The sequence below is a fragment of the Microcoleus sp. POL10_C6 genome (assembly GCF_036701585.1).
In the GTDB taxonomy this organism is placed as follows: Bacteria; Cyanobacteriota; Cyanobacteriia; order Cyanobacteriales; family Microcoleaceae; genus Microcoleus.
In genome coordinates, this window is the sequence record NZ_JAUBRB010000039.1 from 18,635 (window position 1) to 44,550 (window position 25,916).

The 25,916-nt window shown below is 47.9% G+C and carries 19 protein-coding genes; 6 read left to right on the forward strand and 13 right to left on the reverse strand.

What is annotated here, in order from left to right:
- Nucleotides 1-22: 22 nt before the first annotated feature.
- The 7 genes from QUA34_RS20315 to QUA34_RS20345 all read right to left on the reverse strand — a co-directional run bounded on the left by QUA34_RS20315 (nucleotide 23) and on the right by QUA34_RS20345 (nucleotide 13,686).
- Entirely contained in the window at nucleotides 23-2,764 is a 2,742-nt protein-coding gene (locus QUA34_RS20315; protein WP_333389050.1) for a tetratricopeptide repeat protein, read from the reverse strand.
- Between the two features lie 399 nt (nucleotides 2,765-3,163).
- Entirely contained in the window at nucleotides 3,164-4,882 is a 1,719-nt protein-coding gene (locus QUA34_RS20320; protein ID WP_333389051.1) for a S8 family serine peptidase, read from the reverse strand.
- Nucleotides 4,883-5,266: 384 nt separating this feature from the next.
- Nucleotides 5,267-6,052: a calcium-binding protein gene (locus tag QUA34_RS20325; protein ID WP_333328127.1), complete on the reverse strand. Its 786-nt coding sequence runs from the start codon at nucleotides 6,050-6,052 to the stop codon at nucleotides 5,267-5,269.
- A gap of 425 nt (nucleotides 6,053-6,477) precedes the next feature.
- The gene (locus tag QUA34_RS20330) at nucleotides 6,478-9,774 is read right to left on the reverse strand and encodes a tetratricopeptide repeat protein (RefSeq protein ID WP_333328130.1); all 3,297 of its coding nucleotides are present in this window, start codon (nucleotides 9,772-9,774) and stop codon (nucleotides 6,478-6,480) included.
- 26 nt (nucleotides 9,775-9,800) lie between these two features.
- Entirely contained in the window at nucleotides 9,801-10,547 is a 747-nt protein-coding gene (locus tag QUA34_RS20335; protein WP_333328132.1) for a DUF928 domain-containing protein, read from the reverse strand.
- Between the two features lie 512 nt (nucleotides 10,548-11,059).
- Nucleotides 11,060-13,015 (reverse strand): CHASE2 domain-containing protein, encoded by a 1,956-nt coding sequence (locus QUA34_RS20340; RefSeq protein WP_333389052.1) that lies wholly within the window; start codon nucleotides 13,013-13,015, stop codon nucleotides 11,060-11,062.
- Nucleotides 13,015-13,686, reverse strand: coding sequence for a response regulator transcription factor (locus QUA34_RS20345; RefSeq protein ID WP_333328139.1), 672 nt, complete (start codon nucleotides 13,684-13,686; stop codon nucleotides 13,015-13,017). Before QUA34_RS20345 ends, QUA34_RS20340 begins: the two co-directional genes overlap by 1 nt.
- A 299-nt stretch (nucleotides 13,687-13,985) precedes the next feature.
- Between QUA34_RS20345 and QUA34_RS20350 the strand changes: the two genes are divergently transcribed.
- Complete coding sequence (locus QUA34_RS20350) at nucleotides 13,986-14,858, forward strand: class I SAM-dependent methyltransferase (RefSeq protein ID WP_333389053.1); 873 nt, start codon at nucleotides 13,986-13,988, stop codon at nucleotides 14,856-14,858.
- A gap of 535 nt (nucleotides 14,859-15,393) precedes the next feature.
- Here the strand turns inward: QUA34_RS20350 and QUA34_RS20355 are convergent.
- From QUA34_RS20355 to QUA34_RS20370, 4 genes are all read right to left on the reverse strand, one after another.
- On the reverse strand, nucleotides 15,394-15,993 hold the full coding sequence (locus tag QUA34_RS20355; protein WP_333389054.1) for a Uma2 family endonuclease: 600 nt from the start codon (nucleotides 15,991-15,993) through the stop codon (nucleotides 15,394-15,396).
- Nucleotides 15,994-16,072: 79 nt separating this feature from the next.
- Nucleotides 16,073-18,313, reverse strand: a complete 2,241-nt coding sequence (locus tag QUA34_RS20360; RefSeq protein ID WP_333328148.1) for a phosphoketolase — start codon at nucleotides 18,311-18,313, stop codon at nucleotides 16,073-16,075.
- 217 nt (nucleotides 18,314-18,530) lie between these two features.
- Nucleotides 18,531-19,877, reverse strand: a complete 1,347-nt coding sequence (locus QUA34_RS20365) for a COP23 domain-containing protein (protein WP_333389055.1) — start codon at nucleotides 19,875-19,877, stop codon at nucleotides 18,531-18,533.
- On the reverse strand, nucleotides 19,867-20,031 hold the full coding sequence (locus QUA34_RS20370; RefSeq protein WP_333389056.1) for a hypothetical protein: 165 nt from the start codon (nucleotides 20,029-20,031) through the stop codon (nucleotides 19,867-19,869). Before QUA34_RS20370 ends, QUA34_RS20365 begins: the two co-directional genes overlap by 11 nt.
- Before the next feature lie 128 nt (nucleotides 20,032-20,159).
- On the opposite strand from QUA34_RS20370, the gene QUA34_RS20375 reads away from it, so the two are divergent.
- Nucleotides 20,160-20,381: a hypothetical protein gene (locus QUA34_RS20375; RefSeq protein ID WP_333389057.1), complete on the forward strand. Its 222-nt coding sequence runs from the start codon at nucleotides 20,160-20,162 to the stop codon at nucleotides 20,379-20,381.
- A gap of 134 nt (nucleotides 20,382-20,515) precedes the next feature.
- Here QUA34_RS20375 and QUA34_RS20380 read toward each other — a convergent pair whose 3' ends face one another.
- Nucleotides 20,516-21,124: a COP23 domain-containing protein gene (locus QUA34_RS20380; RefSeq protein WP_333389058.1), complete on the reverse strand. Its 609-nt coding sequence runs from the start codon at nucleotides 21,122-21,124 to the stop codon at nucleotides 20,516-20,518.
- 680 nt (nucleotides 21,125-21,804) lie between these two features.
- On the opposite strand from QUA34_RS20380, the gene QUA34_RS20385 reads away from it, so the two are divergent.
- The 3 genes from QUA34_RS20385 (at nucleotide 21,805) to QUA34_RS20395 (ending at nucleotide 24,064) form a co-directional block, all read left to right on the forward strand.
- Entirely contained in the window at nucleotides 21,805-22,410 is a 606-nt protein-coding gene (locus QUA34_RS20385; protein ID WP_333389059.1) for a hypothetical protein, read from the forward strand.
- Nucleotides 22,411-22,548: 138 nt separating this feature from the next.
- Nucleotides 22,549-23,925, forward strand: coding sequence for a cytochrome P450 (locus QUA34_RS20390; RefSeq protein WP_333389060.1), 1,377 nt, complete (start codon nucleotides 22,549-22,551; stop codon nucleotides 23,923-23,925).
- The gene (locus tag QUA34_RS20395; protein ID WP_333389061.1) at nucleotides 23,900-24,064 is read left to right on the forward strand and encodes a hypothetical protein; all 165 of its coding nucleotides are present in this window, start codon (nucleotides 23,900-23,902) and stop codon (nucleotides 24,062-24,064) included. Before QUA34_RS20390 ends, QUA34_RS20395 begins: the two co-directional genes overlap by 26 nt.
- A 402-nt stretch (nucleotides 24,065-24,466) precedes the next feature.
- Here the strand turns inward: QUA34_RS20395 and QUA34_RS20400 are convergent, their stop codons facing one another.
- A complete protein-coding gene (locus tag QUA34_RS20400; protein ID WP_333389062.1) occupies nucleotides 24,467-24,754 on the reverse strand; it encodes a hypothetical protein in 288 nt (95 codons plus the stop codon).
- 494 nt (nucleotides 24,755-25,248) lie between these two features.
- On the opposite strand from QUA34_RS20400, the gene QUA34_RS20405 reads away from it, so the two are divergent.
- The gene (locus QUA34_RS20405; RefSeq protein ID WP_015179186.1) at nucleotides 25,249-25,509 is read left to right on the forward strand and encodes a MoaD/ThiS family protein; all 261 of its coding nucleotides are present in this window, start codon (nucleotides 25,249-25,251) and stop codon (nucleotides 25,507-25,509) included.
- The last annotated feature ends 407 nt before the right edge of the window (nucleotides 25,510-25,916 follow it).

Below are 25,916 nucleotides of genomic sequence, written 5' to 3' on the forward strand. Positions count from 1 at the left end.
AATCTGGTTGTGGCGATCGTCCTTACTCGGCCTCCCCAATCAGAGTAAATGCCGCCCAATTTCGCGGCTGGGGGTGAGTTTTCATCGTGGTTAACATTGCTTGCCGCAATGCCTGTGCTTTGTCGGGATTATTTTGCAAGTTTTGATAAAATGCCTGCATCAATTCCGATGTCGGCGCATCGGGAACCGCCCATAAAGAAACAATCACGCTGGGCACTCCTGCCGAAATCAAAGCGCGTGACAAGCCAATTACTCCATCCCCGGTAATTCTGCCTTCTCCAGTGTTACAAGCACTCAAAACGACTAAATTTGCTTGCAGTTTCATATCGAAAATCTCTTCTGCAGTCAATAAGCCGTCATCGCTACCAGAAGGAGCCAGGGCGATCGCACTTCCCAATCCGCGCACATCATCGAGCAATCCATGCGTTGCCAAGTGAATAGTCGATGCTTGGGGCATTTTTTGAACGATCTGGGCTTTTGTACCTTGAGCGCCTATGATCGCTTGAGTATTGAGCAGAGGGGCGATCGCGATCGCTTCGGCTTCGGCTCCCGGTAGAGGAGACAATTGCCGTTTGGGTTCTCCCGGATAGGAAGACACACTAGGCATCGTGGGATTGCCCAATACTAGAGCATTACTGCTTTTAGGTTGCTTCTGTGCTAACTTCTGCCGTTGTTGTCGAGTTAATGCCAGAACTTGAATCGAAGGGGCGGTGAGAATCGTGTGTTTTTGGATTAAGTAAGTGCTACTAGCATCTTGCAGGGCGGGGAAGGGTACTTGAAACAGGGAACCTTGGGGAATGAAAATGACATGGGCATTGGGGTCTTTGGGTAGAAGGCTGGCAATGGGATCGATCAGCAGTTGATGCAGTGTCGGTAAGTCGGGTTGGGGTTGGGTGGAGCCAAAACTGCTGCGACTGCGAACAGCCAGAAATTCTTGATTGCCAATGATCAAGCTGGCTAGGGAGGCGTTGTGCTTCTGCCAAAGGGGTTGGAGGTCAACTTGACGAAAGGTAATTTCACCTGTCGGTTGAATTACCCAAATGTAAATCGCGGATTCACGCGCTATAATTTGTTTTCCCTGAATCTGAAAGTCATCGTAGATGATGGAATACTGCACCAAAGTGGCATTCTGTGCTTTGGCGATTTGGCGGATTTGCTCTCGATCAGGAGAAGTGTTAATAACCGGATTGGTAGAACCTGACGATAAGCGTTGTGTCAGTAGATCGACAAACGCACGAGCACGTCCCCGTTCGGCAATTTCTAGAGCGGCGATCGGGTTATTCTGAGCCACCCGGACTTGTTGTAAAGTCACATAGGTGCGAGCTTGTTCTTCAAAGATGGAGACTTTATTGGCATCGTTGGAGCCGAGCAGTTGACGCATCGATTCCCAAACTTGAATCGCATTGACGAGCATTTTCTCAGATTCTGTTAGATTGCCAGCCTTTAAGAATGATGCTCCGAGGTTGTTGAGCGCCGTACCTTCCCCCTCGGGGTTTTTAATGGAGCGGGCGATGGCTAACTGTTGCTGGATATACTCAATGGCTTTGGAATAGTTCCCCAGATTGAGGTAAGCGATTCCTAAAGCGCCCAGTGCATTACCTTCCCCGTCGCGGTTTTTAATGGAGCGGGCGATGGCTAAACTCTGCTGTGAATACTCAATCCCTTTGGAATAGTTCCCCAGCTTCAAGTAAGTGGCTCCCAAAGCGCCCAGTGCATTAACTTCCCCGTCGCGGTTTTTAATGGAGCGGGCGATGGCTAAACTCTGCTGTGAATACTCAATGGCTTTGGCATGGTTGCCCAGATAGATGTAAACGATTCCTAAAGCGCCCAGTGCATTACCTTCCCCCTCGGGGTTTTTAATGGAGCGGGCGATGGCTAACTGTTGCTGTAGATACTCAATGGCTTTGGCATGGTTGCCCAGATCGATGTAAACGACTCCCAAATTGCCCAGTGCATTACCTTCCCCCTCGGGGTCTTTAATGGAGCGGGCGATGGCTAAACTCTGCTGTGAATACTCGATGGCTTCGGCATAGTTGTTCAGAGAGCGGTAAGCATTTCCCAAATTGCCCAGTGCATTAACTTCCCCTTGGCGGTCTTTAATGGAGCGGGCAATGGCTAACTGTTGCTGTAGATACTCAATGGCTTTGGCATAGTCGCCCAGCCTGATGTAAGTGACTCCCAAATAGCCCAGTGCCTTACCTTCCCCGTCGCGGTTTTTAATGGAGCGGGCGATGGCTAAACTCTGCTGTGAATACTCAATGGCTTTGGCATAGTTGCCCAGATTTAGGTAAGCGATTCCCAAATTACTTAGTGCTACACGCTCCCTCTCGCGGTCTTTAATTTCGCGGGCGATGGCTAAACTCTGCTGTGAATACTCAATGGCTTTGGCATAGTTGCCCAGAGAGGTGTAAGCACCTCCCAAAACGCCTAGTGCCACACCCTCCTTTGGGCGGTTTTTAATGGAGCGGGCGATGCCTAAACTCTGCTGTGTATACTCAATCGCTTTGGCAGAGTTGCCCATATTGAAGTAAGCTGCTCCCAAAATGCCCAGTGCATTAACTTCCCCTTGGCGGTCTTTAATGGAGCGATAAATTTCCAGTGCCTGTTGCCAGGAATTCAGCGCTGCTGAGACTTGGCTAGTCTCAGACTGTTGAAGCCCCTGCCGCATTAGCCGATCGCCCTCTGCTTCACGAGCATCCGTAGTTTGAGCGATCGCTGGGAAGAGAGAGTCAGGAGTAGTTAATAGGGGGATAGTGGCAAGCACGAACAGGGAAATGGAAGCTAGGAAAACATGAGTGACCCTAGAGTGGGTTGATTTGAGTCGCTTAAATGGGGAATACAGCATAGGATTCTAGAGTTGGAATTTAGAGAATTAGCCCGATCGCTCTTTCTGCCGTCGTCGTGCGATCGCCTCACTCTGCCACCGGCGATCGACCTTCATAGAAGCTTACTCTGTCTCCCCAATCTCGCCGCAGGGATGGGGACTCTAATCTGAATTAGACGACTATTTTAGCGATCGCCCGATCGGTTTGAATCAAACCATTTCCCACTGGCGTAGTCAAGTCCAAAATCAAAACCTGGCGTGTTTAGATCGTCCATATCCAGAGCCGTCTGCTCTAATGCTCGATTAATATCCGCAGGACTTAAGTCGGGATTTGCAATGCTATCCTATCAACCCATTCCGATTAGAAGTTGTCGTCAAAATGTGCTCAACTTGAGCTGGAGTCAAAGTCGGATTAGCATTCAAAACTAAAGCCGCTACACCCGCTACTTGTGGCGTTGCCATAGATGTGCCAGTTAGGGTGTCATAGGTGCTATAGGGAGTTGTAGAATAGATGTCTACTCCCGGAGCAACTAAGTAATCTAAAGGTGTGGAACCCGCACGGTTCGAGGTGTCAGCCATCCTGCCGTTTATATCAATGCTGCCCACTGCAATTCCCAAGCGATCGGCATTACGAGCTGGGTAATCAGGTTGGCTAAAACCCGAATTTCCCGCTGCTATCACCACAACAGAGCCTTTGTTATTTGCATACTCAATTGCGTCATTCACCAGGTTGGAAGGGTAAAACTCATTTCCCAAACTGAGGTTAATTACATTTGCTCCATTATCAGCAGCATACCGGATTCCAGCAGCAACATTATTCAACTCGCCGTAACCAAAGGCGTCTAACACTCTGACAGGCATAATCTTAGCATTGGGCGCAACTCCTGTGATGCCAAAATCATTTCGTTCCGCCGCGATCGCACCTGCTATGTGAGTCCCGTGACCGTCGAAATCCAGATCCATTGGGTTGTTGTCGCTAGCCACAAAATCCCAACCCCGAATATCATCAATATATCCGTTGCGATCGTCATCGATGCCGTTTCCAGCAATTTCACCAGCGTTCCGCCAAATATTGTCATCCAAGTCAGGATGGGTGTAGTCAACACCACTATCCACGACAGCTACAACAATGCCATTTCCGGTAATGTTTTGATTCCAAACTTCCGGTGCGTTTATGACATCTAGCGCCCAATTATTCTCGCCCAAATCGGGAAGATCAGGGAAAGTAATTGAGCGGTTTAAGGTGTTGGAAACTGCTGCATTTGCATTCACCAAGCCGTAGCCGTAATTACTATTAAAAGTGCCGCTAGATGTGGGAATATTTAGTTCAGGAATAGAGGTGGCAGAAAGATTCAGGTTGTAATTGGTAGAGTTGTTTAAGAAGCTAGAGACTTGCACATAGTATGTTCCTGGAGCCAGATTGGGTACATTAATGACATCGGGGGCGATGCCACTCTCAAGAGAGTAGTCAATAGTTTCCCCAAAATCAACTACACCGTTGCGGTTTCTATCTTGAATTAGCTTTACGTCAGCATCTGCTCTCAAACCGTCTAGACGCAGGCTAAAATTGCTCTTAGTGTTGATATCGAATCGATAGAAATGGTTGGAAGCTCCAACTCCGACAAAATCAGTTAAGTTGATGCTACCATTTTCAACACCAACAATATTACGAGCTATCGAAAGAGAGTTACCTGGATCGGCGAAATTCAACTGGGAAGCAGATATCGTTCCTGTTAGCGGATCTGCGTTTATATTCGCCGATTGTGACTGCGGTTTGAGTTGAGAATCGGCGACATCGCCAGTAACTCGCTCGCTCGCAGAGTAACTGAAGCCAGCGCCTGCATTAGCTACAATAAAATCTGCTATCTGTTTCTGTGAGTCGAAGCTGGATGCTGTAGGATGAGTCAAGCTAGATTCAGCATTATAACCAGGAATATTCAATGGCTGGATCGCTCCATTGAGCAAGTCGCTGTTAGCCGGAAATGTGGATTGGGCGAGCTCGTTTGACTGTTGATTGAAATAAAGGCGATCGTTAGGATTAGTTGTGATGTCTAACATAATTTAAAACCTCAGATATTTAGATTCATTCTTGATTTAAATCTTACGTAGCACAGATCGAAAAATCATCCGTTCTACCCACAGACTTGATCAAGTACGGGGTGCAAAAGAGATTGCGGGAAAGTGCAATGTAGGTGAATATGTAGAGTAGATGGTTCACTTCCATCAGTGTTAAGATTATTGAGACGCGATCGCGAACAAAGATTCATTCCACAGTCCGCCAGGGAATTAATTCCCTGTCTCATAGCACAAGTCCTCTAAAAGAGGACTGAAGAATATAACTCAATAGTCCTCTTTCAGATATAAATGTCGCTTTTAGGCACTGAAGTTTTCAAGAGCCATTGATGAGGAATTTATTCCTCGCTACGAAGCTGTAAAAAGCGATCAAAATCCCGGAGCAGAGATAATACTACCTTGAAGATCTGCCACTCTTGCATTTTCCACAAAGCCTACTATCTCGCCGGAATTCCTAACTTTAATTAGAGTGCCTTGAGTCTGTACTGGTTGATCATCTAATGTACCGGGCGGGGTCAATAGGTTGAAAATTTCTGGTGCATCAAAGTCCAATAAAACTGTGATGTTTGTCACGTATTGCAAGTCTACATCAGTAGCATTCAAACCACCTGCCAATCCAATTCGATCGACGCCAACTCTGAAACCTAGAACAAAATCGGCATTATTGACATCTGTAACTCCGGGTTCTGCTTGGATGACGTACAAGTTACTGCCCCCGATTTTGATTGAATAATTATCATCCAAACCTGCTAAAATATCCTGACCCAAACCTCCCACCAGAGTGTCATTTCCGCTACCGCTGATTAACAAATCATTGCCTCTGCCGCCCAAGAGAATATCGTTTCCTGCATCACCTATTAGAAAATCTGCATCTTGACCGCCACTGAGAGAGTCATTTCCCTCTTCTCCAGTCAGGAAGTCTTTACCTTTGCCTCCGAATAAAGAATCGTTGCCCAAATCTCCGCTGATAAAATCTTCTCCTTCATTGCCATAAACCAAATCATTAGCTGTTGAGCCAGTGACTACATCGTCACCTGCAAGCATCCAAACTCCCAAAGGAAAATTAGTTGCATCTGCGATCGACAAAGTAACAACTTCGGATGTATTGTCGCCAATTAATCGTTGAAGTTCTGACGAATCGGGTTGTAAAGCCATAAAAAAAATCCTCTTAACACTTGAGTTAAATCTTAAGCAACCCCGATGGGAAAATCATTCGTTCTAGCCACAGACTTGATGAAGTAGGAGGTGCAAAATAGATTGCGGGAAAGTGCAATGTATGTGAATATGTAGAGTAAATGGTTCACTTCCATCAGTTTTGAGATTGAGATAACTCGGCGGTTGAAACCGCGTCTACACAAACAAAGTCTGCCTGCGCCGACTAAAAAATAAAGATTGTTCCCGATTGCATCGGAATTATTAGTCTCCGAAAAGGAGACGGCAGAGCCGTTTCCCTACAATGTTATTTTGGGTAGGGAAACCGCACTGCCGTCTGCTCTATTATTCAGGTTGTACCGGAATTGATATAATTTAGGAGAAAATTTAGGAGAAAAACATTGAGCCAATTCGCTATTAATAAAAACTTACTCTGCCTCCCCAATCAGAGTAAATGCCGCCCAATTTCGAGGCTGGGGATGAGTTTTCATCGTGGTTAACATTGCCTGCCGAAGTGCCTGTGCTTTGTCGGGATTATTTTGCAAGTTTTGATAAAATGCCTGCATCAATTCCGATGTCGGCGCATCGGGAACCGCCCATAAAGAAACAATCACACTCGGCACTCCTGCCGAAATCAAAGCCCGCGACAAACCAATTACTCCATCCCCGGTAATTCTGCCTTCTCCAGTGTTGCAAGCACTCAAAACAACTAAGCTTGCTTGCAGTTTCATGTCAAAAATCTCTTCTGCGGTCAATAAGCCGTCATCGCTACCAGAAGGAGCCAGGGCGATCGCACTTGCCAATCCGCGCACATTATCCAGCAATCCATGGGTTGCTAAGTGAATAATCGATGCCTGGGGCATTTTTTGGACGATCGCAGCCTTTGTCCCTTGTGCGCCTGTGATGGCTTTAGTGTTGAGTAGAGGGGCGATCGCGATCGCTTCAGCTTCGGCTCCAGGTAGAGGAGACAATTGCTGTTTAGGTTCTCCCAGAGAGAGAGACACGCTTGGCATAGTGGGATTGCCCAAGACTAGAGCGTTACTGCTGTTAGCTGGCTGATTGGCTAACTTTTGTCGTTGTTGTCGAGTCAAATCCAATACTTGAATCGAAGGGGCGGTGAGAATGGTGTGTTTTTCGATTAAGTAAGTGCCGCCAGAGTCTTGCAGGGCGGGGAAGGGCACCTGGAACAGGGAGTCTTGGGGAATGAAAATGACGCGGGCATTGGGATCTTTTGGTAAGAAGCTGGCAATGGGATCGATCAGCAGTTGATGCAGCGTCGGTAAGTTGGGTTGGGGTTGAGTGGAGCCAAAACTGCTGCGACTGCGAACAGCGAGGAATTCTTGGTTGCCAATAATTAAGCTTGTTAGGGAGGCGTTGTGTTTTTGCCACAGGGGTTTGAGATCGACTTCGCGGAAGGTGATTTCGCCTGTCGGTTGAATCACCCAAATGTAGAGGGCGGATTCTCGCCCTACTTGTTTGCCCTGAATCTCAAACTCCTCGTAGATGATGGAATACTGCACCAAACTCGCGTTCTGTGCTTTGGCGATTTGGCGGATTTGCTCGCCGTTGGGAGAAGTATTAATAACCGGATTAGCAGCATCAGATGATAAACGCTGTGTCAGGAGATCGACCAAGGCACGAGCGCGTCCCTGTTCGGAAATTTCTAAAGCGGCATTGGGGTTATTCTGAGCCACCCGGACTTGTTGTAGAAGGCGATAAGTACGAGCTTGTCTTTCAAAGATGGAGACTTTATTCGCGTCGTTGGAACCGAGCATTTGTCGCATCGATTCCCAAACTTGAATCGCATCGATCAGCATTTTCTCAGATTCTGTTGGGTTGCCAGCCTTTAAAAACGTCGCTCCAAGGTTGTGGAGCGCCATACCCTCCTGTTGGCGGTTTTTAATTTCGCGGGCGATGGCTAAACTCTGTTGTCCATACTCAATGGCTTTGGCATCGTTGCCCAAAAAGCGGTGGGCGAATCCCAAAACGCCCAGTGCCAAACCTTCCCCAGGGCGGTCTTTACTTTCGCGGGCGATGGCTAAACTTTGCTGTGCATACTCAATGGCTTTGGCATAGTTACCCAGATCTCTGTAAGCAAGTCCCAAAATGCCCAGTACCCAACCTTCACTTCGGCGGTGTTTAATTTCGCGGGCGATGGCTAACCTCTGCTGTGAATACTCAATGGCTTTGGCAAAGTTGCCCAGAGAGTTGTAAGCATTTCCCAAATTGCCCAGTGCATTCCCTTCCTGTTGGCGGTCTTTAATCTCGCGGGCGATGGCTAACTGTTGCTGTGAATACTCAATGGCTTTGGCCGAGTTGCCCACAGAGTCGTAAGCATTTCCCAAAATGCTCAGTGCCAAACCTTCACTTCGGCGGTCTTTAATTTCACGGGTGATGGCTAAACTGAGCTGTGCATACTCAATGGCTTTGGCATAGTTGCCCAGAGAGTTGTAAGTACCTCCCAAAATGCTCAGTGCCAAACCTTCACTTTGGCGGTTTTTAATTTCGCGGGCGATCGCTAAACTGAGCTGTGCATACTCAATGGCTTTGGTATAGTTGCCCAGAGAGTTGTAAGCATTTCCCAAATTGCCCAGTGCCAAACCTTCACTTTGGCGGTCTTTAATTTCACGAGCGATGGCTAACTGTTGCTGTGAATACTCAATGACTTTGGCATAGTTGCCCACAGAGTTGTAAGCATTTCCCAAATAGCTCAGTGCCCTAACTTCACTTCGGCGGTTTTTAATTTCACGGGCGATGGCTAACCTCTGCTGTGCATACTCAATGGCTTTGTCATAGTTGCCCAGAGAGGCGTAAGCAAGTCCTAAAAGGCTCACTGCCCTACCTTCCTCTTGGCGGTCTTTAATTTCACGGGCGATGGCTAAACTCTGCTGTGCATACTCAATTGCTTTGGCATAGTCGCCCAGAGAGTTGTAAGTACCTCCCAAAATGCCCAGTGCCCAACCTTCACTTCGGCGGTCTTTAATTTCACGAGCGATGGCTAAACTGAGCTGTGCATACTCAATCGCTGTGTCATAGTTGCCCAGAGATAGGTAAGCAGCTCCCAAAATGCCCAGTGCCAAACCTTCACTTCGGCGGTCTTTAATTTGACGGGCGATGGCTAAACTCTGCTGTGCATACTCAATTGCTTTAGCATTGTTGCCCAGATAGATGTAAGCAAGTCCCAAATTGCCCAGAGCCTCATATTCTACCCCGCGGTCTTTAATTTCACGAGCGATGGCTAAACTGAGCTGTGCATACTCAATGGCTTTGTCATAGTTGCCCAGAGAGGCGTAAGCAAGTCCCAAAATGCTCAGTGCCAAACCTTCACTTTGGCGGTCTTTAATTTCACGGGCGATGGCTAAACTGAGCTGTGCATACTCAATTGCTTTAGCATTGTTGCCTGCTGAGCGGTAAGCAACTCCCAAAATGCCTAGTGTTACACCTTCCTTTCGGCGGTTTTTGAGGGCGCGATAAATTTGCAGTGCCTGTTGCCAGGAATTCATCGCTCCTCTTAATTGGCCAGTCTCTTCCTGTTGTATCCCCTGCTGCAGTAGCCGATCGGCCTCTGCTTGACGGGCATCCGTAGTTTGAGCAACAACCGGGAGTTGAGAGTGCCGAGGAATATAAAAGGCAACAGACAAAAGGCAAAAAGCGAGGGGAAAGAGAAAACGCGATCGCACTTTGCAATTACTGGATTTAAGCAGTTTTAGCGAGAAAGATTTCATAGGATTTAGTCTTTGGATTGCGAAGGTTAGCGCTGTCCTTGTCGCTGTTGTTCGATCGCCCTAATTTGTCGCAATCGATCGCTCCAATCTTTCAAAGGTTCGGCTTCCGAACTAGCGAGAGAATCTAGCAATTCCAGCACAGCCGCTTGGTTTTGAGAAGTCTCAGAGGCCTTGCGCGCTTCGGCGATCGCGTCATACCACAGCCCCGCCTCCGCATACAAGTCGATCCGCTGTTGGGGAGTTTGGGCTGCTGCAAGTTGAGACTGCAACGACGCAGCAGGCTGGACTACTTGGATTTCTGCCGCCGCCACCACATTGCTCGCAGGATCATCCGGATCGCAGACCAACACCACTTGCCACTGATAGGATTGCCCGATCGACAGTTGGGGGAGATTTGAGGGCAAAGCAACCGACATTATTCCTGGCTGACTCTGCATCTCGGTTCTGTAGAGCAGTTGTCCCGTGCGAGTAAACAGCCTCAATTGCAGCGGACGAGGAGGGCTATCGGGTACAAACCAGGTAAAGGTCGGATGCCCAGAAATCGTCACTCCCACATGGCTAAACGGCACTAAGGCAGTCAATCTCGCCGATGAATTACCTTCACAACCGCCGCTGCGAGTGGTATTTGTCCCCGTTTCTTTCGGTTTAGAAGGGTTTTCAGGAGGAGTGTATTTTGCCAGCGCTACAGGAGCGACCCAGAACGAAACACTCAGCATTAAACTCGCAATGCCCGCAGAGTAAACGGTTCGACGCTTCCACTCGTGAGTCATCATCGCAATCCCCTGTGTAACTATTTCTACAGTAATCAACAATACAAAAACACAATAGAGGACTGCCCGCAAGCTTCGTTTGCGGGAAGGTGCAAAGATATTGGTGTCAGCTTAAGGGCAAACCCTCTGTCCGGCAGTCCGGCAGGGGTTTAAACCCCTGCCTCAAAGCGAAAGTCGTCTGAAGACGACTAATGAGTTCTTCAGTCCTCTTTGAGAGGACTTTCGCTATGAGACAGGGAATTCATTCCCTGGTGGACTGGCGGGTGGGCGGGAGGACTGGGTGGAGTGACAGCTTAAGTTGACACGCTTTGGGCCTTGCCGTATCCAGAGTTGCCGTGTTGTCGATCGTTATATCTGAGCTCTTGGACCATTCTCAAGAACCGGCAAGATGCCCGTTCCACAAAGAGTGAATTTCTTGTGGAACTGGCATCCTGCCCCTTCATAAACGCCTTATTGAAAAGGGTGCAATATCTCATCTCAATTAGCTCCGATATAACAAGCGTGAGCCACAGCGATCACCAGAACCACCGCCGTTTTGCTGGCCAGGTTAACTCGCACACCATCCCCTTCGGTTGATTCGGGTAGCGCCGAAATGCTCCGCCTAACTGTTTGGCTAAGTTCTTTGCAAGCTGGGTTCCTAATCCTGAAGGTTGAAGTTTAGGGTTTGGATCTTCGGTTATTTCCCTGTCTCGATCGATTGCAGCCAAGCTAAGCGTTTCTGACTGAGACTGTTTCCCCCTACCATTATCCGCCACCCGAATCACCTGCCGATCGCCCTCTTGAGTGCAAATTACGGTCAAGCGAGTGGCTTCGATCGCGTGTTTCCCCACATTGCAGAGCGCTTCTTCTAGAAAGCGGCAGAGTGCTCGCTTGTGTTCCAACCGCAGATGCGAGGTGTTCAAGGGATCGAACTGCACAATTTTGAATTTGATCGTTTTGAGGTAGGGCAATTCTTGTTCGAGCGTGTTGGAATAGACCTTGTAGAGCAATTCATGCAATGGAGCCTGCAGGGCCAATTCGATCGCACTTCCCATGCGGAGATGCGGTTCATCCGCGATCGCGTCTCGTTGCACAGAGCCGTAAACTGCCCGCAATTCTTGATTCAAGCGTTGCAACTCCGGTAGAAATGGCGACGGTGTGGCTTCTCCTTGAGCAGTTCTCAAAATTCCAACCAATGTTTGTAACGGGCCGCTATGAATTGCATTAAAGGTCTGCTCGATCGCAAACTGACGTTCTTCCAACCGCAGTCGGAGTTCCTGTTCGTGGCGATAAAATAACGCTGCCGTCAACCCAGCCCCATTCAACACGAGTACGAGCAACACAGGCACGATCGGCACCCACCATCCCAAAAGAATCAGCCAATAACAGAGCGCGATCGGGCTAATGCTGGCGACTAAGAGCCCGATCAAAATTTTCCAGGGCGATCGCAGAAATTGTCCCAAACTCATCCCCAACAGTCCCCAGACCGCAATCCAGAGCGTTTCCCAACCCTCCCCCCAAACCTGAAGCAACGGCCGCCGATCGAGCACCGCGCTAATCATCTGGCTGGTTTCGTGGGCTTGCATTTCGACTCCGTAAATCCGTCCGGGATTGATACCTGCGATCGCACCTGAACTTGCCAGATCCTTCGCGCTAAAAGACATCATCCCAATCAGCACAATTTTGCCTCGAATCCAGTTCGGATCTACTTGTCCCGCCTTGATTTGCTCCAGGGAAAGCACGCGAAATGGCATTGTCCCGCTGCGAACATTCAGTAAAATTTGGTTGCCGCCTGCATCCGCCCCCACATATCCGCCAGAGTTTGACTGCACTCTGGTAAATTCAATGCTGCCAAAGCGCATCGCCTCCCGATCGCGAATTCCATTACCTAGCTTAATTCCTCGGGTTGCTAAATAGCGCTCTGCCAGCCGGATTGCGAAGGAAAAACGGTATTCCTGCTGATGGCTACCAGCGCCCAATAAACTGCGGCGCTGGTAGCCATCAGCATCGAGAACGGCATCTGCAAAGCCAACCTGTTCGGGTGGTAGCGCGGGCGGAGGTTTGACGATAAAGCCACTGCGATCGGGCAAAGCAATCTCCACTCCGATCGCATTCTTGCTGCTGCGAAACACCGATGTTAGTTCAGCATGACCTGGTTCCACCGGAATATCGCGGACAATATCCAGCCCGATCGCGATCGAGCCATACGTTTGCAACCGTTTGAGTAAATCGGCAATATCGCGATCGGGAATCGGATAAGTTCTAGCGCGTTGAATATCTTCCTCAGTGATGCCGACAATTACAATCCGTTCATCCATTGGCTCAGGAGGACGCAAACGCAGAAATTGATCGAACGCAACCAACTCCCAAAACTGAAGCGCACCGCTCAATCTAGCCATCATCACAGCGACAATCACCATCACCCCTGGAAGCGCTCCTCGTCCCCAAGTCGTGACATCCGATTTCACTGCTTGCCATCGATCGGGCTTCACTAATCAATCAATCCTTCTTCCCTAGCTCGCACTTCCGTTTGAATCCGCAGATTCTTATCATCATCAGGATACACCTCTAGCACATCTCGAATCTTAGTCCAGTAATACTGCACAGTGCGTTCAGAAACATTCATCCGTTTGGCGATCGCAGTATCCTGTAAGCTCTCGTGAAAAGCAAATTGCAACACCTGCATCCAGGCGGGTTTGAGTTGCAGCCCATTGCGGATCTCTCGGGGTGTATAAATCCGCTCATGCAGCGCCCAATCAACCATTGCCAGCAAGTCTTTCATCGGCTGGCTCTTATCGACAACTGTGAAGCCGCCCATGTGATTGTCGATCGACGGTTTCAGCCAAACTAAAGTCCGAACATGGGCACTCTGCACCACAATATTCAGACTCGGATACTGCTCCATCAAGGTTTTGAGGAGTTGAAGCCCTGAATTCGCTTGAGCTGTTTCGCCGGTCGTCTCTGGCATCACCAAATCCACAATCACCAAATCCGGCGTCGTCTGCGCTATTTGCTGAAGGGCTGCCTGAGCCGTCGGAGCCGTCAGAATGTCTGCCTCTGGATATTCTTGCTTCAGAATGTTAAGCGTCCCACCTAACACCATCGCATGGTCATCCACAAGTAAAAATGTTCGTTTCTCCGGTTGAGGTAAAGTCTGGGGCATAATTTATTCGTTGCCACACAACATCGTCAGTTTAGGTAATCCGTCCACCCCTTTTAGATTTGGAATTTACGATTTTCGATTTGTGACCTAGTTGAAACTAGGGGCTTTAAACCGCTGAAATTCTCATTCAAAATCCCAAATCTAAAATCGTCTCGGTCATCTTCTTACAATAGAGGAATTACCTGGCTCCCGTCCTGCATCTGTCCGCCAACTGGGGTTGTGGATGTCCGCAACGAGAATTGCGCTAAAGCGCAGTTCTATTATAATCTAGGTGTCGCAGCAGGAAAAAGAATGATTTTATGGCAGCAGAAGGTTCGTATCAAGCCAGCACGTACAATCTGGAACTTGACGCAGAAATCCAGCGGTTAAAAAGTCAAGTTCTCCTCAGTTGGGAAAAGGAAGCGCGCAATTTAACTTGGTTCGGTTTAGCCGACGGGATGAATGTTTTGGAAGCTGGTAGCGGGCCGGGATTTTTCACGGAAAAACTCTTAGAATTGCTGCCAAACAGTTCGGTGACAGCGGTAGAAATCGACCCGGTACTGCACGAAAAAGCAGTAGCATATTTGCAGGACAAAGGGGGCGATCGAGTAAATCACGTCCAAGCATCGGTTGCGGATACTGGTTTGGATGATAATACGTTTGACTTTGCGATCGCCCGTTTGCTGTTCGTTCACCTCCCAGAGCCCGTCGCCGCAGCTAGAGAAATATTCCGCATCTTGAAACCGGGCGGCAAACTGGTGATTATTGATAGCGACGCGGATTTGTTTTGGCTGACAAATCCACCTTTGTCAGTCGAGATTGTCAGGGAGAAATTCAAGCAGGTAATGGCATCGCGGGGCGGCAATTTATGCATCGGGCGAAATCTGTGCCGCATTCTCAAAGAAGCTGGGTTTTGTAGCGTTGATTTAGAAGCGGTTGTCAGCCACAGCGATTTAATGGGAATTGAAGCGTTTGAACCTTTGCTGGACTCCGGGCCCATTTTGCAGATGGTCAAACAAGGGCTGATTTCAGAGTCGGAAATAGCCAGCTATCTGGTTTCGCGGGATGAGTTTGTCGCTGCGGGCGATCGATCGATGATGAGTTTTTGGTTAATGGCTTGCGGGGAAAAAAGCAATAAAATTAAGACAGATATTTCACACAATATTGATGTCCCGTCGCAGCACAACCTCTAGCACTCTTGCTCAAATACCAGCTAACAAAGCAAACTTATCTAACAGTAAACCAGAAAAAATTCAGAATAAATTCTTCCCTCAACATTAGGTTCAATCTGCACGTATAGCTCTAGAATCATATCATATCCGCTAGCATCGTCGGTCGTAAAATCTAGTCAACAGCCAAAAATCACGGACGCTGCCACCGGAATTGATATAATTTATCTGCGTTTATCTGCGTTTATCTGCCCTCATCTGCGGTAAAAAAAAGAGAATGTATTAACCGCAGATGACAATGGATTGACGCAGATTAACGCCGAGGTCGAGAAAAGAGAGAGGAATAATTCCGATTCTAAAATATTTAATATAAAACCTATAAATTTTCATATTTCTGAGCTTAGTAACTTTACACCTACAAGTCTAATAAATCCTTGGAGCCGATCGCCCAAAGGTTGTTTGTGAGAGCCAATGGTTGTCTGTCACATTTTAGCTTAACCAATCAAGTCGTTAGCGAAGCCCTCGTAGGCGATCGCACTTTTGACAAACTCCTCAGCATTCAACCCACTTGGCGAACCCCATTAAGAAACTCTGTCCTTGCCTCAATCCTTGAAGGCATTAACACGCAGCGTACCAACAATTCTAAATCCAATTCCGGCAAAAACTCACTTCTTGAAACTTGCTCGTAATCATCCTCGCGCAGCCGATAGACAGCAAGCCGATTATTTTCCCAAAACCCAACTTCAGCAATGCGAAGTCGCAGATATTTAGCTAGTTTATTGGTGCTACCGCTAGTAATCGTTACTTCCACGGCTAAATCGGGATGCTCTTTTATGGAACCTATATAATAAGACTCGTCTGGTTCAAATGATACATCTCTTGCCCGGTTTCTGCGAGTTGCACTCCCTACAGGAAAGAATTCAATTCCGAGTTCAAAAAAGTATGCTTCCAGTAATATAGCGATCGCTTTTTTAAAGCTTTCATGTGCTTCGCCCACTGTCATAAACTCGATCCACCCATCAAGATAAGTTATCCGTAAACCCGGAGAGTCGGCCATCAAAGATTCGATCGCCTCAAATTGCTCCCAAGTATAATAACCGGGGAGAATCAATCGCTGTTCCGCAAGCGTACCTATTTCTTCTAAAATTTTTGCTGTCATAGGTATCACAATCCTATTTTAAATATTACTAGCCCCTACCCAGCACAAACCAGGCAGGGGCATTCACTCACATTCTAACTTAATGAACTAGCTCGATCGCCCTTTTAGTCAACGCCTCAGCAGTCAACCCATTAAACGCCATCAACTGACCAGCACTAGCAGTAGTTTCCCCCCGCTTCCAAGCGAAAGTATCCCGCTTGCAATTGCTGCGGAGCATCACAGGTTCTAACATCCCAGAAGCACCGCCTGTCACGCCAATTAAGGCATCTCCGCCAAACAATTCGGCAAATTTCTCATCGCTCAAAAAGCCGCCGTCAGCTTCCGAACAAGTATCCCAAGCAACATCGCTAGCACGATACAAACGCCGAGGATTCACAACAGAAACAATCCGCACTCCAATCCCTTCTGTTTCCAAAAATGCCGCTGCTTCAAACACTGGCATTAAAGTCATGTCGCCGACAACTGCAAACACAACTTTCTTGCTCCCCCCTTGATTCTGGGAAGCTTGCGGGGAATCGACTTCGTGCAGCACTATTGCACCGTCTTGCAAACCCTGGCGACTCTGTTCAAAAGTAGTGCGAATTGGCAGCGGTGACTTGCTCGCAGTAATCACAACTCCCTTATTTTTAGCAGTCAAAGCCCACTCGTAACAAGCTTGAATGCTGTTAGCATCCGGTGGAAACAAAGGAAACACATTTCCGTTCCGCATCATCGCCGCAAAATAAGCCTCAATTTCCGGCCGCTGGTGCGTCCAACCGTTGCGGCCTTGTTCCAATGCACCCGCTGTAAATAAGGTGACAGTTGCGGGAGTTGGACGACGCAATTCTGCCATTGCTTGGGTTACAGTTTGCCAAATTGGTAAACCGTTAATGGCAAAAGATTCGTAGGAACACCACAAACTCCGCGCTCCAAATAGCGATAAACCTACGGCTAAACCAGCGCAAGCATCTTCACTCAAAGGTTCATAAACTTGACCGTTTGGCGATTGATTGTACAGGTCATCTGTCGTCGGGTGAATAATCTTGAGAGCTTGGTTGATATTAGCAATTGCCGATGCTTCATTGCCGTCAGCATTAGTGACAAGAAAAGTACGATCGCGCTCGCCAACTTTCCCTACCAAACGTCCCATTGCTGTCGTCGAAATCTTCGGTTCTCCCCCAACGGCAAATTCTTCTAAAGGCAATTCGCCTAGATCGGGCAGCGGCAATGTAAACTCAGTAACAACTGTTTTCGCCGCCGGCCCGCCGCCCGCACGCTCGCAATTTTTCCGCACCAGATCCCAAGCGGCCGCAGTCAAAGCGCGCTCTTTTAAAGCACTGATAATGTGCGGTGCATCCAGCGTATCTTTCGGATAAAGGTTGTGAGATTTTGCTCCGCGCGCGTGGACGCCGGCACCTTTCAACTGTTTGATAATAAACGCAGTTAATTTGCCGCCGAGAGCAGATTTTGCCGCTTTGTCAACTCCTTGTAAAACAGCTTTGGTAAATGCCATCCGCTGTTCGAGCGAAAAAGCAGTGCTGTCAACATAATCTTCCGGTTGATTTTTATCGTCAAATTCCTTAGCATCAACTAAGATAACTTCTTCAAAACCGTTGCCTTGCCAATAAGCAATCATTTCAGCATTAGTTTTAGTCGAAACCATGCTGTGATGTTCCTGAGAATATCCGTTCCAAACCAATACAGGCAAAAAGTTAGTAGCTTTGGGATAAGCAGTGTGGAAATGCGCCATGCTGCTCATCGGATAGGGTTCGCCCATGCCGCCGTCGCCCATTGTGAAAGCAAACAGTTTGTCGGGGTGCAAAAGCGCTCCAGCCATTGCGAAATGCTGCCCTTGTCCGAGGGGGCCTGCAGGCGCTAAAAGGCCGGGAATGAAACCGGAAAGATGTCCTAACAAACCGTCTTTTTCTCGGAATTTATCGCGCACTTGCTGCACGTTGAAAATTCCCATATCCTCCAAAGATCGATCGAGAAACATGGCGCTGTAAAATCCCGGCGCGTGATGGCCGACTTCGGTGACAATGTTCTTGTGTCCGAGCATTACCAAAGCGGCATAAGCCTCAGCTTGGCTAGCAAAACCCCCCGGATGTCCCGATGCCTTGCTAGCGGTAACTTGCAGCGTCAGGTAGCGCAGGGCGTCTGCTCCCAGCATCGTTTGAAAGACGGCGACGGGATCGGCAGGATCGGCGATCGACTTGCTCCCCTCGGCGATCGCAGGTGCTTTCCCATAAGTGTCAAAACCAGGGACTGTTTCAGAAAAATATTGAATGCCTTCACAAAAAGCGGGCGTTGTTGACGTTGCCTGCGGAGTAGTTGCTGTCATGCTTGATACCTGAAAAATTGGAATTGGATTAATGTAAGAGTAATTTTATAGCTTCCGTGTTCCAAAAAATCATTAGTTCTATTATGTCAGTGATAAATAAGGAAAATATCTCAATTTTTAAGCTAATAAGTAGTTGTTTGAGCACCCCGACTTTTTTCATAAGTCGGGGTTCTGTGTTTACGCATTACTAATCCATCTTAAATCTCAAATCCCAAATCTAAAATTGTTCTAGCCGTTCCCGAACATCTATATAAGGCACAGTACCGCTTTCAGAAAGAGAAGGCACAGCCTTTTGATTCCGCAGCCAAACAAAAAAACTGCTCAGTGCAGGAGTCGGATCTTGATCGCGCCGCAGGGTGTAGATCAAACCTTCGCAAGGCCCATTAACACGGCTAGTCGTGCAAATCGCTTTCTGGTTATTTACCATACCCACAGTCACATAATTTAGCTGTTTATTTCGGTTATAATTCTCAAGGCGCTGAGTGACTTGTTGGCAGCGAGTTAGAGGATCGTAGCCCGAACTAGAAAAGAAATTAGAACTCCAGCGAATCCAAGGCTCCCTGAAACCTTGCGGATTTTGATACACAGTCACCGGCTCGCCTGTTGAGGTATCGCAGACAAATCCTCCATAACCCCGATTCGGTTGGTTTTGATCCGAGGCGCTGCTGATAGAAAGATTGCTGAGAATATCAAAACCGTTATGCTTATTTTGTGATAGCAACTCCCTAAAAGCATCGATCGGGATTGCCGCGTTCAACCCCGTTTTTATCTCCTCAATCTGACCGTTCCACTGACTCCTAATTGTGCCAACAGTATCCCCCTGGCCGTGAATTCCTACCACCCTGCCATCAGCATCAAATACAGGCCCGCCGCTCATCCCGCGCCTGGTTACAGCTTGGTAGCGCAGACGATATCCTGATGAGGCGCTGCCCAAGCGAGAAGAGATGATGCCAGCAGTAAACTCAAGTTTTCGTTCAAATCCCGAAATAGGCAGCGGATAGCCAGAAACATAGATAGCAGAACCAACAACAGCACGTTCTGACTCGCCCATTGGTGCTACTGGATACTGTTCTCGGCTCTGAAACTGTATCAAAGCCAAGTCTATATCCCGGTCATTTTTTGGTAAGCGCTGTATTCTAATCGCAGCATAATCCTTCTCCAAATGAGTGCGAATGCTGTATTTTTGAGCGAGGCTTGCCACCACATGATTAGCTGTCAGAACAGTGTAAATATTACCCTGTTTGGCAATAATTACTCCCGATCCACTAGCAAAAAAACCCAGTGTATTGTTGACTTCCACAGTTGTCAACGTCGCTAGCTGGGCAATTTCTTCGGCTGTTTTGGCACAGGCAGCATATTGTTGGCTGACAACCGCCGTCACTGTTAATGCACCTGTCAAGATGATTGTCAGCGCGTCAAACCGCAAACTCCACACATTCATCGATAACTCCCTTTCTGGAGACGAGGCGAACTGCAAATATATACTAATCGGAATTCCCCAACTGGATTTAACCTTTTTCTCCGATAATTCCGCTGTTGGTTCACTTCCATCTTCATTCTTCATAGACGCCAAAATTTGGATCTCGATACTTGCCCCTACCGTTAATCTTAACCAAGAAACCTTTGGCATTAAAAATCGGGCTGCCACTCGTACCGATTTTAACCTCATTTGTATAGCCCAAGCTATAACCTTGAGGCAAAGATTTGGGTAGCAGCACCGAAACGAAGCCCGCGTCAATCGATTTTAGATTTTAGATTTTAGATTTTAGAGGCGACCCCACGGATAAATGCGGGGGCTTGAGGATTTTCGATTTTCGATTTGGGATTGACTCCACGGATAAATCACGTGGCGGGTACCACCTTTGAAATTCGTGGTCAGCGAAACTCCCAACCTCAGCACCCGCAGGAAAGCCTACTGCCAACACTGGCTCAGACACCGCTCCTGGCTCAAAGCTCAATGGTGCTATTTTATACTCGATCGCGCTGCGAAACTGAACGATCGCCCGATCGATATCGCCAAGCCGCCTCAGAACTCCTAGCAGTGGGTGGAGGAGGCTGTCGTCGCTGACAAGCCCGATCGCCACAACCTGCTAGTTAGTCAGCACCCTATAGGTTTAGCCCTGCTGCCGGACGATCGTCCCAGAACCAGGAGACATTCCCGTCGGGATGCGTACCGCTGTTTGACGCGCCAAATTTGCCACCTCAATCCTTGGAATTGGTGATGGGATGGAAAATTTGCCAATCTTTAAGGCTGTCCGAACGGTGGGGAAAAGGGGGTAGTTGCGCCTCATCCTCCATGTTTTCCCCTAGCTTTTCGCTGACATCAATGTAAGGAATTTTACTGCTTTCATCAAAAGACGGCATCCCGACATATCCTTGGCGCCAAGCCAACAAATTATACAAAGAGCCGATCGGGTCTTGGCCGGGTCTGAGGGTATAAATCAAATTTTGACACCGCCCATTGACTTGATTCGCCGTACAGATGACGTTCTGGCCGTTCATTTGGCCCGCAGTAATGTACTTAAGCATTCGTTGGCGGCGATAGATTTCGAGGCGTTGACTCACTAATTGACACCGAGTTGCCGGATCGTAGCCAGAACCGGAGAAATAATCGGAAGTCCACTCAATCCAAGGCTCTACGGCACCTTGAGCGTTTTGGTACACCGTCACCGGCGCACCAGTCGAGATACTGCACCAAAATCCACTTTCCCCCGATGCTCGCCGACCGTAACTCGGTTGAGAAGCAACCGTCAGGCCGCTGAGGGCGATGGCTGTTGCCACCAAAACTTTTGTCCATAATTGCTGTTTCATGATTTTTTCACTGTGTTTTATGAGATTCGGCACAAAAATCACCGAATGCTGCGATAACACCCTTGACACGCCTGTTCCTTAAAGATCCGCTGACTGGGGAATTATGTGATTCCCGACTTGACCAGAAACCAGTTTTTTTTACGAAAACACTTCGTTGCAGCCCTTATGCCTGGTTAAACAACCCGGTTTCTTTGCTGTTGATACGTAAGTTTTGATATTGTTCGCGACTTGCACATTCCCTCTAACCGCGATTTCGGCGCTGTTAAAAAAGCGCTCCGAAGCCGAGCTTAAAATGCGCGCACCACTCTGAATTCTGTCCTCATTACTACTAATCAAACTCAGGCTTTTACCAACCGGAAAGAGGCTTTTCACCTCAGACCTTGGAAAGGATCGAGTTGCAACGGTACATCACACCACTGACAAGGTATTTGATATCACTTACGAGCTGGGTCGCGAGCTTGATCTGCTGAGACAGGTACACTGCTGGGTCATACCCGCGAGGGGTAAAGCCCCTATTACCTGATCTAACACTAAAATCCACGTATTAACAAGAACTCTTAACTTGTTTTCATCTCCGTACTGCGGGAAATACTTCTAAGTGAGTGTAATCAGGGTCTAAGTGCTTTCTACCACCAAAATTCACCCTCCATACACTGACGTTTAGTAGAGTATTAAAAACTATGAACCGTATCTGCAAACAGTTAGGATATTTAGGCGTTTCGTTAATTTTGATAGGCGGTAGCAGTTGTTCTAGCTCAGATGCAGCTACCTCAACCGAAAAGCAGAGGCAACTCTCAGCAAGCGCCCCTCACTTCCAACACCTACAGCTAACGCGAAATCAAATTGAGGCTCGATCGAGTCAATTAACGCAACCTTCTAACTCTGTTGCCTCAGTTTTAGGCAGTGCTACCCTCTCAGAAAATACTGTCACCGTTACGGTTTATAAGGTAGATAATTTGTGTCAAACTCTGAAGCCGGAAACAGTTACAGGCCCAGAGAGCCAGTTAATGTCATCGGCGGTTAATGAAGTGTTAAAGCAGCAGATTTTCGATAGTCTTGGTTTGGCTGGTTATCGCCTCAATATCGATCGCGACCTCGGAATAGCTACCGTGGATCTTCGTGCATCGGGAAGTTCACGGCAGAAATTGCAAAATCTGTCCAGTTGTCAAATGTTAGGTTTATTCGGGGGCGTGCGCCAAACTTTAACCAGTTATGCTCCTTGGCAAATCAAAACAGTTCGTTTTACAGAGCTTGGAGAGGATATTTTGAGCACAGTTCGAGAATAAGCTATTAAAATTATTGGAGATGGGACTTACACAATTCTCCCCTTAAAAACAAGGGTTGGGAGGGATTGAATAAACCTTCAAACCCTTTGAAGTTTTTTGATGCTGCTAAGTTCTGTGACCCAAACCCAGGTAATTCCTATGACACTACCTAACGGCCCCACAGCTCCACCCTTTGTGCAGCTAATTCAATGGATCGGCGATCCCCTGACATTCATGGATAAATGTGCCAAACAATACGGCGACATTTTCACAGCTCAAGTGAACAACGGGAAACCATTGGTGATGATCCACCACCCGCAAGCTGTCCAAGAGATGCTCAACAGCAACGCGTTTCACGCTCCAGGCAGCCTGAACAGTATTCTCAAACCCCTGCTGGGAGAACAATCTATGATTATTCTCTCGGGAGAAAGGCACAAACGCGAGCGCCAATTATTGATGCCACCCTTCCACGGGGAACGGATGCGGAATTACGGCCAACTAATTTGCGATATCGCTCAAGATGTTGCCAGCAAATGGTCGGTCGATCGACCTTTTGTGGCCCGCAGCGCGATGCAGGAAGTCACCATGCGGGTAATCTTGCAAGCTGTCTTCGGCATGGATGACGGGCCGCGATTGGAAGAGATCAGGCCCCTACTTGCCGCAGTCCTCGATTTGACCAACTCTCCCCTGCGATCGAGCATACTGTTTTTCGCCTGGATGCAGCAAGATTGGGGCTCTTGGAGTCCTTGGGGACGCATGAAACAGCGGCAGCGGAAAATTGACGAACTAATCTCTGCCGAAATTGAAGAACGCAGACAGCAACCAGACGCCAGCCGCACCGACATTCTCAGCTTAATGATGGCCGCGCGCGACGAAAACGGGCAACCAATGACCAATGAAGAATTGCGCGACGAGTTGATGACGCTGCTGTTTGCCGGCCACGAAACCACAGCAACGGCCCTAGCTTGGGCGTTTTACTGGATTCACCGCTTGCCCTCCGTGCGCCAGAAGTTGCTGGAAGAATTGGACAGTTTGGGGGAAAATCCCGACCCCATGACGATTTTCCGCTTACCTTACCTGAGTGCAGTTTGTCAGGAGACGCTGCGAATTTACCCCGTGGCAATGCTCACGTTTCCGCGAGAAGTGCTCACGCCCGTGGAACTGATGGGATATCAACTCGAACCGGGCACGGTTGTCGTCGGCTCGATTTATTTGACCCACAGACGGGAGGATTTGTATCCAGAACCGCTGCAATTTAAACCGGAACGGTTTTTGGAGAGGCAATTCTCGCCTTATGAGTATTTGCCTTTTGGAGGCGGTAGTCGCCGCTGTATCGGCTTGGCGCTGGCGCAGTTGGAGATGAAACTCGTGCTGGCAACCATTTTGCGGGATTTTGAGCTAGTATTGGCCGAGAAAAAACCCGTACAGGCCAAACGCCGAGGGGTAACTTTAGGGCCTGCCGGCGGCGTGCGGATGGCCCTGCTAGGGCGGCGGATGTCGCAGCAGAAGCGTGAACCTGTTGCTAGTGGGGTTTAAAGTCGCAGCAGTTGCAGGGGGCGATCGAACTTTGGGCTTTGAGTGCAAACAATTTAGCGAGAATGTGCGATCGTCCGCCAATGCCACCATTTTTTGTAGCACCCGCTACCAAAAAACAGCTAGAATCCTTAACCTGTAACCATCGCCCGCTCTCAAGTTTCAAATTTTTAGTCTAAAATGGTATGAACCTTGCAAATATACCCTGAAAGCAAAAGTGGGTAATTGCAATAGCCCTCTTGATATCTCGAAAGCCTGCCTGCCATACTTTAAAAACATATGCATACCCTGTTATTCAGCTAGGTCGGAAGCGTGTTGGCATTGCCCGCAATCTTCCGGCCTCTTTATTTTTTATAAGGAAGAAGGAAGAGCGAAGAGGGAAGAAGAGGGAAGAAGGACATGACACGCATTCGCATAGATCCCCGACTTGTTCAAGAAGTCGAGGCTATGGGTATTCTGTTTTGGCAGTGGCTTACTTAGCAAGTTTAAAGAATTACTAAGGAATAATTAATAAATTATTAAATGAGTTCTTTCCGCCCTTCTCTCAATCTTCGGTTTTCAGAAATTCCGAGACCGAGACAGACTTCGGGAGACTCTCGATATCTTGAATTTCGCTTTCGTGGGCAAAAAACTCGACTTCTTTGTCATCAATCTCGATCTGATAGCTAGCGGTAGCAGTCACAATTCGTCGCTTTTTTTTATCTTCTATTAAAACCCAACACACGACAGGTCTTACCCACCTCTCTACGTGCTGGCTTTGCTTCGTACTCCCAAAGGCATACCAGCCTTTAGCTTCAATAATTTGAAGCACTTTAAAATCGTTATGTGCCATATATTTCTATCGCGTTAACTGCAGTATTCTTCTTAGATAGAACGGCTAGCTTGCTAAGCATGGCAAAGGTTTGACCATCCCAAGCCGCACTAGATCACCTGATTTTTAGTCAGGAGAAGCGGGTTGGCAGGGCCTTGTCTGCGTTTTTGCCTGCTAAATTTAGTGCAATCTTTTTGTACTCTCTCACAATTACTGTCAAGTATCTATACCGCATCCTCAAAAAATATTCTCGCATTAGCCTCAACAACAGCCCACTAGACCTTAGCTAGCTGCATCGAAGTGGATGCTAACTGCTTCTAACGCCTGGTTGGTGAGAGCGATCAACATACAATCCTGTTAAGACTTTTTGCTGCAATCAACTATCCTCTTTACCCGATGGGGTAAAACTTAACTAGAGATTGCTGCTTTCAATTCTAAGCTTCGACGTGCCTAATTCCTAATTAATTGTATGGTGTAGTTGATAATTGCCAAACCGTCGATCGCACTCAACCGCCGTGTCTAACTCTTCGATTACCATCACCGTTAAACTTTTCGCCGCCTTCGGTGAAGCCTACGGCGTTTCGGAACTTACATTAGAACTTCCTCCCGAAACCCCAGTGTCTCAAGTGCTCGAAAGCTCGATCGCCCAATATCCTCAATTAGAACAATGGCGCGATCGCACCCGCTTCGGCCTCAACCTGGAATTCGTCTCCCCCGACACCATCCTCCAAGACGGCGACGAAGTTGTCCTCATCCCCCCCGTCAGCGGCGGGTAGGCTAAGTTGGTTAATCTAAAATGTTGCACCATTCTCAATAAGCTTTTTATGAACAGGCAAGATGCCTTTTCCACAAGAAAATTCATCTCTTGTGGAACAAGCATCTTGCCTGTTCTTGAGAATGGTGCCATATCTCAGTTAATCAAAAATTCGAGGTTTTGTAGTTGTGTTCGATCGCACGACTGCCCAATTGTTAGCCCAAAAAAGATTTATTAAGTTTTGTAACAATTCCGGCGGCAAATCATCCTTGAACTCGATCAAGCTTGCGTGCGGGCCTGACAATCTCGATTCCCAGCCCGCTCCTGAAAACAAGTCAAATCCTTGTGGGGTAAGCGTCTCGCCCGCCAAAAGATCCAAGTTAAATACACCACTGTTTAACTGACAATCAATCCCGACGAAAAAAGTCG